We start from the raw sequence: 12,894 nt of genomic DNA on the forward strand, positions 1-12,894 counted from the left end.
TGAGCAGAGACTCACCAGTGACGACCGTATGCTTTTCTACATCAATTTTTTTCAGCAGTTACTGGAATGTGAATCGTTTCTTCTTCTGTAATTGGTTCATCTGTTGGTTCGTGATCAAACGGCTCTTTGTTCAATAACGACTTGATCATGTAAAACAGGGACATTCACTGATTGTTCTTCCTCAACAATGTCCTTATGAAGCGTCACATCACAGTCTCCACACGGTGTTTGTCGATCTCCAATTCTTCAGCACGAAGATCAAGATGTACGTCTTCTGCTGCAAATTCTGTATCGGCAGTGCGATCTACTTCACGTACCTTTTTTCGAGTTTCCTTTCGAGTTCCTTCTTCGTTAAATAAATCAAAAAAGCCCATGATGAAAACCTCCTAAGGGATGTGTTTGGATCGTACAAGTACTAATGTTACCTGTGTGAGTGAAAATATGCGCTTGATTTGGTGCTTGTTTCTAAAAAGGCTTTACTTAGCCATTTGATATTTACATCCAATTTTTTATTAGGGATATTTAAAAAACCTCAGAGTCGTTAGCCTTCATCCTCGATTAACGCGCCCTATCGTACTATAAGGTCAATCGCTAGACCAGTTCAAGAAGACACCCAATTGCATGTAGCATCTGAAAGGAAAAGCTATATTGGGGTTCAGCCGCATGCCCATCAAGCTAATATTTTGCAGTACCCCCAAAATTAAATTTTTATCTCTTGATAGTTATTTATGTAAGTTCGGCTCGTTTTGAAACAACTGATATCTCAATTTGATGGTTATGTGGCGGTACCGCATATCTACCAACTTAAGAATACTAACTCCCTCCAAGTGTAAAAATCATTATTACTTTTAAACAAGCTAGATTATTAGAATAGAAGACGTTTTTTCTTTACAGTTCATAGTCAAAATCAAATTATTCCCCCATTAAAAAGCCCTTAAAGTAAATTATTTTTTCTCAATACCCACTTTTTACTAAAAAATGTATATTTTATACAGGTGATATCTTAATTCATCTAAAATATTTATTTAAAAAAACGGGAATAAGAAAGGATTGATTTATATGAATAAAAGAAAGAATGGCAGGTTACAAAAGCCAATAAAGGTGCTTGCGACATCCGCTATTTTGACAACTATGTTATTTACACCTATTATGACAAGCAATTTAGATGTACATGCTGAAACTGCACAAAATGCAACTCAATTTGAACAAAGAGAGTTTGACCTCCCAGGTACAGGCAGTTTTTGGGATGAAGCAAAAAGAGAAAAAAGAGATGAGCAAAAAAATTATATGCCAACAGGCATTTATGTGAAACCTAATGAACAGGTTACTATTACAGTATCAGGAACGCAAAAGATTAGAGCCATTATTGGGACACATCAATATGATAAAGAATGGGGAAAAGAAATTGATCTTTCTCCTGGCTCTAATACTATCTCTTCACCAAACGGCGGTGTATTAGGGTTAGATAATTTTCAAAGTACAGGAACAGTTAAGGTGCAGGTAACGCAAGGCGGTAGTCCTATTCCTTTCTTTCAATTAGGGAAACACACGAAAGAAGACTGGGTTGCCATGATGAACAACTATCCAAATGCACATGCGGTACAATTGAAATCAGAACGAGCAGTACTAACTGTAACTCGTGATAGTGCCAATAAATATATTGTAAATCAAGATCCTGTGCCACTATTAAATAAATATGATGAAATGATTCGAGCGCAGGACAAGATAGCAGGACTATCTGAAACAGATCCTAATCCTTTACATCGTTCAACTCGTCGTATTTGGGCCTTTGTAGAAAATCCTAACGAACAAAGTTGGGGCATGTATGCAAGTTGGGATGGAGCCGTCTTTACGACTGCTGGTGAAGCTATCAAAAGCACTTTAAATGTCAATGAGTTTGGATGGGGACAAATGCATGAAGCGGGACATGCACGACAACAATATCCATGGACGTGGAATGATTTAAGAGGTATGGGTGAAGTAACTAATAATCTATATTCTTTAGCTGCATTCAAGAAGATATACCCAAATATACCAACACGTTTAGATACAGCGGGAGATTATAATAGAGCTTTTGCGTATTTAAAACAAACGAATAAAGAATATAAAAATATTGACGATCTGTTTGTAAAACTTGTTATGCTTTGGCAGCTTCATTTGGCATATGGGGATGATTTTTATCCAAATCTCCACAAATTATATCGTGAGACACCAGAGGATCAACTTCCCAAAACAGACGAAGATAAAATACAGGAATTTATTTACAATACATCGAAAATAGCAAAGCAAAATTTACTACCGTTTTTTGATCAGTGGGGATTGAAGGCAACCCAAGAAACGAGACAAAAAGTAGAAGCTTTAAATAACCCAATACTAATTGCACCTATATGGGAAGCGACGGATGCTAACCCTGTAAAACCACTTGCTGTATTGTCTAAAAAAATAATGAAGGCAAGTGCAAATAGTGAAGAATCAACGGGTTCAGCTAGTAAAGCGATAGATGGAAAAAAAGATACATTTTGGCATAGTAGTTGGACACCAAACCAATATCCATACAATTTAACACTAGAACTTGGTGATACACGTACCATTTCACAATTGGCATATCTTCCAAGGCAAGATGGGTCAGAAAATGGCCGTATTTTAACTTACAATATTTATACGAGTGTTGATGGCGTTAAGTATGACAAAATATCATCAGGAACATGGGGAAATAATAGTGATAAGAAAAATGCAACATTTGATCCTGTTACTGCAAAATATGTAAAAGTAGAAGTAACAAATGGACAGAATGGATTTGCCACAGCAGCTGAAGTAGATATTCTAACTGATGCTCCATCTGTGAAACCATACGTCTTGCCTAAAAATACGATGAAAGCAAGTGCAAATAGTGAGGAAACAAGTGGGTCAGCTAGTAAGGCAATTGATGGGAAAACAGATACATTTTGGCACAGCAGTTGGACACCAAATCAATATCCGTACAATTTAACATTGGAACTTGATAAAAATCAAACAATTTCAAAAGTGGACTATCTTCCACGACAAGATGGGTCAGAGAATGGCCGTATTTTAGGATACAATATTTATACGAGTGTTGATGGTGTTAAATATAACAAAGTATCATCAGGAACATGGGAAAATAATAGCAATAAGAAAACGGCAACATTCGCCCCAGTTACTGCAAAATATATGAAGGTAGAAGTAACGAATGGACAGAATGGATTTGCTTCAGCAGCTGAAGTAGATATTTGGGGATATTAATTATTTACACAAACGGCTGAGGTTCTTCAATTGATTGAGAGATATAAAACGTCGGTATCAAGCTAAAAAAGTGTATCCGTAAAGCAAAAAAAACGCTATTCTTTTTGTAGAAATACACAGAAAGGATGGCGTTCTTTTATGAATTTATCGATTCAGGATGAATTTCAGTTATTCGCTAAAGAACTACAGCGATATCTATCTCCACATATTCTTCAACAACTTGCACAAGAGACAGGTTTTGTAAAACGTAAAAGTAAGTATGGCGCACGTGATTTGGCTGCTTTATGTATCTGGATTAGTCAACATGTAGCAAGCGATTCTCTTACTCGATTATGTAGTCAGCTTTATGCAAATACATCCACACTCATAAGTCCAGAAGGACTGAATCAACGCTTTAATCCAGCAGCTGTCACATTTCTTCGAGAAGTCTTTACTTCTCTTCTCACACAAAAACTCTGTTCAAATCACTCACTTTCTGCACATATAATCTCTACTTTCAATCGTATCCGTATTCTAGATGCAACAGTGTTTCAACTACCTGATCAATTCGCCACTGACTATCAAGGTTCAGGTGGGAGTAGTAATAAAGCAGGCGTGAAAATCCAATTGGAATATGATTTACTTAGTGGTCAATTCCTTAACGTGCAGCTTGGACCAGGAAAGAATAATGATAAAACATATGGTACCATCTGTCTTGAAACCGTAGAAGCAGGCGATTTGTGTTTACGTGATCTTGGTTACTTCGATTTAGGAGACTTACAAACCATTCATGATAAAGAGGCTTACTATATCTCACGGTTGAAGTTGAATACACGCATTTATATCAAGAACCCTGAACCAGAATACTTCAATAATGGTACGTTAAAAAAGCAAACAGAATACATCCAGCACGTGTCATTATCCATCGTTTAACCGATGATCAAACACAAACACGTCTGAAAAACCAAGCGATACGCGAAAAGAAGAAAGGCATTGTCATGAAGGATAAAAGTAAACGTTTAATGGGCATGAATGTATATATCACGAATACGTCGCTAGAAGAAGTACCGACGAACTACGTGCATTCATTATATTCACTTCGTTGGCAGATTGAAATTTTGTTTAAAACGTGGAAGTCATTCTTTGAAATTGATAAATGTCAAAATATAAAAAGAGAACGCCTAGAGTGCCATTTATATGGACAACTGATCGGCATTCTCCTCTGTTCTTCTACGATGTTTCAAATGCGCCAGTTTCTGCTTGAAAAGAAAAAGCAGGAGCTGAGTGAATACAAAGCGATTTACATAATTAAAGATTACTTTCCGTTACTGTTTCAAGCGATAGCTGTTGGCACAGAAGAATTTTTAAAAATTCTGCATCGCCTTTATCAACTGCTCAAAAAGAACGGTCGTAAATGTCATAGACATAAGAAGATGACCGTCTTTGATATTCTAGGGATTGTGTATAAAACGACGGTGAAGCATAGACAAGCTGCCTAGCGAAAAAATCACGTTTTAATAGGCTTATTTAGCATGCCTACTTTTTTATCACTTGCTAGTTTTGAAACAAGGATCATTTCGTATCTAGTAATTTACTTTGTTAGCTTGATGGGCATGGGGTTCAGCCGAGATACGTGTAAAAATGGGTCACGGTCTGTATTTTATTTCCATTATCAGATTTCATTGTAACAAAAAGGCGTTTTATTAATAATGTTACGGATTATTTTTGATACAGTATTTTGTTACAACTAATCCAATGGTTAGAATATTTCATATTTTTAAATACAAAACGTAACAAAAACGGTCGTTTTTGCTACACTAAAAATCTTTGTATATTAAGGTTGAAATCCTTATTGCGGTCTATGACAGCTTCGCTGGTACTATCCCTAAACGGGATATGCTTTCCACAATATAAGGATGCACTTCAGTCAAGGGGAAATTCTAAGTAAAAAAAATTCTTCGTCAAACACCTATTTTTAAACTTTTTATTAAAAGTCCTTTACATACCATAGAGGGGTATAGTATTGTGGAATTATGGAGGTGAGGAAATGTCGATGATTTCAGAAAATCTTAATAAAATTGTTGAAATCGATCAATGCTGCTCATAAGACGGTGTAAGAAAAAGCCGCCATTCAGATAAAGTAAAGAATAACTTAACGATTAGTTCAGAAGTTAATAAGTCATATATTGAAAGGAATGAAAAATTATGAGTTTAGAAGCTTTAAATGAACAAGTAAAAAGGGATCTTTCTTATCTTGCATTTGGGGGAGAGGATTGGGTATGCCCAACCCACCATCCTGAGGGGCATGTCTACGATACAGTGATTATAGGAGGCGGCCAGTGTGGCTTAGGTGTGGCCTTTGGGCTTTTGCGTGAAAGAATATCTAATATCCTTATCATCGACGAAAACGTTGAAGGATATGAAGGGCCATGGGTAACTTACGCTCGTATGATGACATTGCGTACGCCTAAACATTTGATATCCATTGATCTTGGAGTGCCTTCTCTGACTTTTCGCTCCTGGTGGGAAGCGCAATTTGGACCAAAAAGTTGGGAGGACATCGATAAGATTCCGCGGAACGATTGGATGAACTATCTACGTTGGTATCGAAAGGTTCTTAATTTACCTGTTGTTAATGAGGTAAAGATGAAGCTTATTGAGCCTGCAGGGGAAGATGTTTATCGATTGCATATTGAAGGAGCAGGAGCATCTTCTAATACATTACTGGCCCGCAAGGTTATCTTAGCCACTGGTATTCAAGGCGGAGGGGAATGGCACGTACCATCTATGATTTCCGAAACATTACCTCGTCACCTCTATGCACACACCTCAGAAGACATTGACTTTGAGGCCCTTAAAGCCAAGAAGATAGCAATTTTAGGCGGTGGGGCCTCAGCTTTTGATAATGCGAATTTTGCATTATCTGAAGGTGTGGGTTCGGCTCATGTGTTTGTTCGCCGCACGGAGATGCCACGCATTAACCCAATGCGACAAATGGGGGTATCAGGTCTAATTGAACGTTTTCATGTTCTATCTGATGCTGATAAATATTCCGTTATGGCTCATTACTTTAAGCATCAACCTCCTACAAATGACACATTTGAACGTGCAGCTTCATATCCCGGCTTTAGATTACACTTAGGTGCACCATGGCTTGACGTACAGCATGAAGCTGAGAATGCTGTTGTCACTACTCCACAAGGTAATTTTACTTTTGATTTTCTAATCATTTCCACTGGTCTTGTGACTGATTATTCTTTACGTCCAGAGTTAAAGCTTTTCGAACGCCATATTGCACGTTGGGATGACTATTATAATGCACCTGCTGAGATCGCCAACGGTAAGCTTGATGCGTATCCTTACCTTGGCCCTAGCTTTACTTTCACATGCCGAGACAAAAAGGATACAAAGCTTCTTCATGGGCTTTTTGCTTTTAACTATTCAGCTGTAGTTAGCTGTGGTATCTCAGCCTCTTCGCTTCCGGGAATGAGATATGGGATACCTAGATTAGTTTCAGCTGTGGCAGACCAGCTGTTCTCTGATAATCGTGAGGAGATTCTAAAAAACTTCTATTCTTATAATGAGGCTGAATTTGTTGGAGAATGGACAAAGAGGGGTTCTGAAGTAAGATAATTTTTCCGATATGGATAAGGATAAATAAAAGGGTGCAGATATCTTCCCTTAACATAGGCTAGAATCTATTGGTGGGGGGAGAGTTCAAGCCTAATTCTAAATATAGACTTAGTTTACTATTCAACTATTGAAGGGAGGATAGACAATTGGCGAAGGTCTTTACAAAATCGACGTGTGCATTACTATTGTTAGTCTTTCTTTGGGGTGGAAGTTGGCCGATTTATAAAATGGCTGTACCTTATACGCCCCCGTTATTATTTGCAGGTATGCGTGCAGTAATTGGGGGTCTTATACTAGCAGCCCTCATATATAAAATGAGGAACAGGATCAAATGGCGTGAAAATTGGTCGAAATATTGTATTTCAGCATTCTTTAATACGATTCTCTTTTTTGGGTTACAGACAGTAGGGCTCATTTATTTGCCAGGAGGACTGTTTTCAGTGCTTGTCTATTTTCAGCCAGTGCTACTTGGATTGTTTGCTTGGATTTGGCTTGGAGAGTACATGTCGCCGTTTAAAATTATGGGTTTGATTATCGGATTTCTTGGAATTGTAGTTGTAAGTGTGGACGGATTAATCGTTCATGTATCGATCATTGGTGTTGTCTTAGGGTTGCTTATGGCATTTAGCTGGGCACTTGGTGTGGTTTATGTGAAGAAGGTGAGCAACGAAGTAGATGCTTTCTGGATGGTGTCTTTGAAGTGTATTATTGGTGGAGTTATTCTAATAGGTACTGGAACAATTGTTGAAAACTGGTCAGCTATTGAATGGAATGGTAGGTACCTTTTTGGACTCGGATACGGCTCCACTTTTGGCATTCCACTGGCATATATCATTTACTATAAACTTATTAATGCGGGAGAGGCAAGCAAAGTCGGTACATTCACGTTTCTTGTACCGATCATTGCAGTATTCATTGGTACGGTGTTTTTAGATGAACCGGTAACTTACCGCCTTGTCGTAGGGCTGTTATTAGTAGGTGTAAGTATTTATTTCGTGAATTATCGCGAAAAAAAGGTGAATGATTCATTATTCAATAGAGCGAAGGCAAAATTTAATACAGAAAAGTAAAAGCGTAAGTTCTAGAATAGCCAGAAATAGTTTAGAACTTGGCACACCATAAGGAGAGAATATGAATCGCCGATTCCATAGCAAAATCAAACCCACGTATTTTGATTAATCTTTGTTCAAAACGCGTGGGTTTCTTCTATTATAAAATCAATGTTCACAGCATAATTTTGATCGAACCTTATTCAAAACCAACAATACAGCCGGTCCCTTAACGTACAGGAAATCGGCTTTTTTTTGTCTTAGCGTACGAAATTCGCGTTTTGTTGGTGAGACCCCATCGCCATCAAGCTAAGGTTTTGAAGTACCCCCTAAACGAAAATTTTCTTTCTCTACAGGTAGTTACTTTGAGAAGTCAGCTCATTTTTTTCGTTTTAGGGCGTTTATTTTTCTTAAGTTGATGAGCATGGGGTTTGTGTAGCAATGGAACCCAATCACGCTATAAGGGGGTTCGACCGAGATACGTGTATTTTCTTAGTCAAGATAACGTGTATATCACGGCTGAACCCCTTCTTTAAAAAAGAGTAAAAATTCCAAGGAAACTTAATACTACTAGTAAAAATTATTCAATTAGGAGAAAACACATGAAAAATATTTTTTTAAAAGTGATTATATCACTTTTTTTATTTGCAATATGTAGTAATTCTGTTACTAGTATTTACGCTGAAAGTACTGAAATGAGTAATAAAACTTTTTCTGTGAAACAATTAAAAGGGAAAACATCTTTTAATTGTTTCATTCCTACTGAGATTGCAAAAGACTGGAAAGTTGAATTAAAATATCCAAAGCATGTACATGAAAATATGGGAAAAGTACAAATACACTTTCTAGATAGAACTGGTACCAAATTAAAAGTTGCGGTTATTGAAAAAACAGCAAAAAGAAATGATATTCAATCTGGTAATCATAAGAAAAGGGTAAAAGTAAAAAATATAGATGGTGTATTTCATCCCTTAATACCGACAAAAAGAATTAAAGATGTTAAGGGTGGTCAATTAACTTGGGTACAAGACGGAACAATAATTACATTGTTTAGTTCACGAATTTCTAAAGAAGAATTAATTACAATCGCTAAATCAATGAAGAAAATATAAAAAAGGTGTATATAGGGTAGCATTACATCGCTATAAAGCTAAGGTTTTGCACTATCCATAAAGCAAAAAAGGCGTTATCCTTTCTGTAGAATTATAGGAAAGGATGGCGTTTTTTATGTCTGTTTCTGTGTCTGACGAATTACAGCTATTTGCTCAAGAGATTCAAAGTTTTTTATCTCCAAATACCTTGCGGGATCTTGCTAGAGATGTTGGTTTTGTACAACGAACCAGTAAATACCAAGCAAAAGATTTAGTAGCTTTATGTGTATGGGTGAGCCGAAATGTAGCTATGACTTCTTTAACTCAGTTATCTAGCTGTTTAGAAGCATCAACAGAAGTACTCATCAGTCCTGAGGGACTGAATCAACGGTTTAATAAGGCGGCCGTCCAACTTTTACAACACCTACTAGCCGAACTACTAAGCAAAAAATTGGCCACATCTATACCAATTTCTTCTCCATACACTTCTGTTTTCAAGCGTATTCGTATTTTAGATTCAACGGCATTTCAACTCCCGGATGTATTTTCATCGATTAACAAAACAACAGCAACAAAAACGATTATAAGATCAAGCTGTAAGAGAAAAAAAGAAAGGAATGAAGTATTCTCCTCGTAGTAAACGACTCAGTGGTATCAATGTATATATGACAAACACCCCTACAGACATTGTCCCGATGGGACAGGTACATGACTGGTATTCTTTGCGTTGGCAAATCGAAATTTTATTTAAAACGTGGAAGTCATTCTTTCAAATCCATCATTGTAAAAAGATAAAACCAGAAAGATTGGAGTGCCATTTATATGGTCAGTTGATTGCCATTCTACTCTGTTCTTCTATCATGTTTCAGATGCGCCAATTGCTCCTCATGAAGAAAAAACGAGAGCTTAGTGAGTATAAAGCCATATATATGATTAAAGACTATTTTTTTCTTCTATTCCAAACTATACAAAACATACTAAGATTAGTAGTGCAGACCAAGGCATTGGTTCGCACTACTATTTTTTATATAGTAGAAGTGAAGAGAAGGTCGTGGGTGTTTTGGGATCCTGAATCCGTATACAAAACTGACCTTCTTCACTTACCTTATTTGAATCAGTTTTTAGTATGTTGGTCTTCGAGATCGTGTATAAGAAATGAGAATCGATAAGTGTAAGTTGAAGACTTCAATTCCACCTGAGGAGGAGCTATATGAAACACGTTATTGCATTTGATGTCAGTATGGGTAAAAGTTATATGGTAATTTATAATGTACAAAAACAATGTGTATTCGAAAGTGAAATCAAGCGGCTTAAATCAAAAAAATGAAACCCATTAGGGTTTATTTCGTATGTAAATCTTTAAATTCCCTACACGTAGCCTTTAGAAAAAAGAAACAACCTCTACTATAATTGACGTTGTATGAGCTTAGCTTGATAGCGATGTGACGCTACCCCACATACTCCTATTGTTACCTAAACTTTATTCGAAAATCATCTAACGCTTTTAAGTCTTGTTCCAGCTCCTCAATTTGTGGAAGGATAGTATTCATAAGTGCCGTTTGATCAATGTCAATTTTCTCGTTTGGGGGTATTTGCTTTTCTTAGCTTGATGGGTATGTGACTCTACTCCTTATTAAAGTAATGGTATTAGATATTTTTCATAGCTCTAAATTTTCTTTGCTTACTTTTGCAATATATTTCAAACATTCTACAACTGGATACTGAATCAACGCTTTAGGTTGTGAGAACTTGATTCCCTCTTTTTCAAGAAAATTGACAAGTTGTTCAACAGTCATCTCTTTGCGTTGTATCCGATTGAAATGTTGTACCACAATGCTTTTCCAGTAATAAGACGGACTCTGGAAATAGCCTTCTCCCTGCACTGCATGATTATAAATCATATCCAGCTTTTCTTGTTTCCTCTTCTTTTGTAAATCTCTTTCCATTTGACTCATCTTAATTCACCCATTCTTTAGTGAAAATCTGCATTCCGTCCCCTTTATAATAAAATAGCTTTTTTCTGTGTAGATACCCTTTTGAAATAAGATAGTAAAATCAAGATAGGGGGTACTGTCTAATTATACACGATATACAGTTAATTCCCTTCAAGTTTAAAAAATCTAGTCCTAACCGATACGCTGTTTGATGTCTACAGCGTGTATTCTTCCTTTTCAGCAAAAATCAAATTTAGCTTGAGCTTGATGCGCATGTATAGCGATACCTAATTAATTTTTTGAGGAAACAAATATAAGAATATAATTAAGGGGGGGTAGGAATGAGAAGTTTAGAAGAAATCGCAATGGAATATGTAGAAATTGAAATGTGTGAAGGAAGTCATAGCAAAAGCAAAGATGAATATGATAATGAATTAGATTTTTATCTTGAAAATGTAACGAATTCAGAGGGTTCTTATGAAACCTACTTAGCTAATAGTCTTTCAAAAGAAGAGTTAATCTTGATTATTCAGTATAAAGCAAAAGAATTAGGGAAGATTCCAACCAAAAGAGATATTAAACAACAGACGCCAATTAAAAAAATATTTGGGAGTTGGAATAATGCCCTTGCTGCGGTTGGTTTTGAACATCTAAATCAGAGAACTTTTACAGCAGAAGCAATTATCGAGATATTTCATATGTGGATTCGTAAGAATAATAGAATACCGACAACAAATGATTTGAATACAGACAAAACATTGCCAGATTCCAAAGTAATTAAGCGGTATCTTCATATGGGGTATAGAGATTTCATTACTTCATTAGGCTATGAGCCTTTTGACGGGACTGTTTACACACAAAGTGATAAAGAGCTACTACAGTTACTTAAGGATGAGATAATGCGTCTTGGAACAACTAAAAAGAATGTATTTATGATCGAAAGAAATAAGGAAGTAGTGCCATCCGTAACATATTATGAAACTCGTTTTAACATGCGCTGGAATCGTATACTTTTGTTATCTGGTATTTCTAAAGACGAATTATGCGGATTTCACTATACAAGAGAAGAACTCATTCAAATACTACAAGAATTGTATGAAAAATTGGGGGAAGTGCCTTCCCAAAAGAAGCTTGAACAGCTAGGATATAGTCGTCATATCTTTATAAACATGTTTCAGAATTATAATAATGCGTTAATAGCAGCTGGTATTACACCAATTAATAAGACACCCGAGATTGAGAAAGAAACCGATGAAGAATTACTTCAAATGTATGTTAATTATTCTAATTGTTTAGGACAAGCAGCGACATCAAGGCAATTAAATGAATCTCATAATATATATAATGCAGATGTCTTTACTCTACGTTTTGGTGGTATGCTTGAATTGCATAAAAGAGCAGGACTTATTTCAACGTACGGTACTCGCAAAATTTATACCAAACAAGGATTAGCAGAAAAATTAAAGCGTGTATATAGAGTGAATGAGGGACGTATTCCAATACGTCGTTTCAATGAATTTGGATTATGTGCTAGCACACTCCTGCGGTATTTCCAAACAACCAAGATAAACGAAATATGGGAAGAAATAGAGAAGGAGATTAAGCATGACAATCAAAGCTTACGGGAATAGGGAAATCAGCAAAGTAGTTTTCTCAGGAAATCCTACAGCATTATCAGTATGGCTTAAGAAACGAAATGATCGTACGAAAATACTCGCTGCACTTCCAAAAGCGTATGTGGAGCTAGGAACAAGAAAAGGATGGACACAAGAACAGATAGAGAACTGGGCTAAAGAAAATGGCCTAAAATGTGATTGGTCACAAGTAGAGGAATTATAGAAGAGACTAGATTCCACTGAAAAAAATACAAAGCATCGCAACTTTATTTCAAATATACAGTGCACTAACAATTGTTATTTTCGGAATTTAACAAATATGATATAATTT

The 12,894-nt window shown here is 36.3% G+C and carries 9 protein-coding genes and 3 pseudogenes; 9 read left to right on the forward strand and 3 right to left on the reverse strand.

Annotation, left to right across the window (positions count from 1 at the left end; all coding sequences use genetic code 11):
* Nucleotides 1-114: 114 nt before the first annotated feature.
* The gene (locus tag NHG49_RS31855) at nucleotides 115-207 is read right to left on the reverse strand and encodes a DUF2382 domain-containing protein (protein WP_374987947.1); all 93 of its coding nucleotides are present in this window, start codon (nucleotides 205-207) and stop codon (nucleotides 115-117) included.
* A complete protein-coding gene (locus tag NHG49_RS31270) occupies nucleotides 204-374 on the reverse strand; it encodes a hypothetical protein (RefSeq protein WP_258127243.1) in 171 nt (56 codons plus the stop codon). Before NHG49_RS31270 ends, NHG49_RS31855 begins: the two co-directional genes overlap by 4 nt.
* Before the next feature lie 685 nt (nucleotides 375-1,059).
* On the opposite strand from NHG49_RS31270, the gene NHG49_RS31275 reads away from it, so the two are divergent.
* The 7 genes and pseudogenes from NHG49_RS31275 to NHG49_RS31860 form a co-directional block, all read left to right on the forward strand.
* Complete coding sequence (locus NHG49_RS31275) at nucleotides 1,060-3,261, forward strand: M60 family metallopeptidase (RefSeq protein ID WP_258127035.1); 2,202 nt, start codon at nucleotides 1,060-1,062, stop codon at nucleotides 3,259-3,261.
* A gap of 138 nt (nucleotides 3,262-3,399) precedes the next feature.
* Nucleotides 3,400-4,739 (forward strand): annotated as a pseudogene (locus NHG49_RS31280) (IS4 family transposase).
* A gap of 706 nt (nucleotides 4,740-5,445) precedes the next feature.
* The gene (locus NHG49_RS31285; protein ID WP_258127034.1) at nucleotides 5,446-6,873 is read left to right on the forward strand and encodes a flavin-containing monooxygenase; all 1,428 of its coding nucleotides are present in this window, start codon (nucleotides 5,446-5,448) and stop codon (nucleotides 6,871-6,873) included.
* 146 nt (nucleotides 6,874-7,019) lie between these two features.
* Nucleotides 7,020-7,943, forward strand: a complete 924-nt coding sequence (locus tag NHG49_RS31290; RefSeq protein WP_258127033.1) for a DMT family transporter — start codon at nucleotides 7,020-7,022, stop codon at nucleotides 7,941-7,943.
* 581 nt (nucleotides 7,944-8,524) lie between these two features.
* Entirely contained in the window at nucleotides 8,525-9,034 is a 510-nt protein-coding gene (locus NHG49_RS31295; RefSeq protein WP_258127032.1) for a DUF4367 domain-containing protein, read from the forward strand.
* 115 nt (nucleotides 9,035-9,149) lie between these two features.
* A pseudogene (locus NHG49_RS31300) lies at nucleotides 9,150-10,182 on the forward strand (IS4 family transposase).
* A 41-nt stretch (nucleotides 10,183-10,223) separates the two neighbouring features.
* Nucleotides 10,224-10,328 (forward strand): annotated as a pseudogene (locus NHG49_RS31860) (transposase); the annotation flags it as partial.
* A 343-nt stretch (nucleotides 10,329-10,671) separates the two neighbouring features.
* On the opposite strand, the gene NHG49_RS31305 reads toward NHG49_RS31860, so the two are convergent.
* Nucleotides 10,672-10,959, reverse strand: a complete 288-nt coding sequence (locus NHG49_RS31305) for a hypothetical protein (protein WP_033713593.1) — start codon at nucleotides 10,957-10,959, stop codon at nucleotides 10,672-10,674.
* A 329-nt stretch (nucleotides 10,960-11,288) separates the two neighbouring features.
* Between NHG49_RS31305 and NHG49_RS31310 the strand changes: the two genes are divergently transcribed.
* Both NHG49_RS31310 and NHG49_RS31315 read left to right on the forward strand, forming a co-directional pair.
* Nucleotides 11,289-12,578: a homing endonuclease associated repeat-containing protein gene (locus NHG49_RS31310; RefSeq protein ID WP_258127244.1), complete on the forward strand. Its 1,290-nt coding sequence runs from the start codon at nucleotides 11,289-11,291 to the stop codon at nucleotides 12,576-12,578.
* Nucleotides 12,553-12,786: a hypothetical protein gene (locus NHG49_RS31315; RefSeq protein WP_002139648.1), complete on the forward strand. Its 234-nt coding sequence runs from the start codon at nucleotides 12,553-12,555 to the stop codon at nucleotides 12,784-12,786. The genes NHG49_RS31310 and NHG49_RS31315 overlap by 26 nt, the downstream gene beginning before the upstream one ends.
* Nucleotides 12,787-12,894 lie beyond the last annotated feature (108 nt).

This window comes from Bacillus sp. IBL03825 (assembly GCF_024712505.1).
In the GTDB taxonomy this organism is placed as follows: Bacteria; Bacillota; Bacilli; order Bacillales; family Bacillaceae_G; genus Bacillus_A; species Bacillus_A wiedmannii.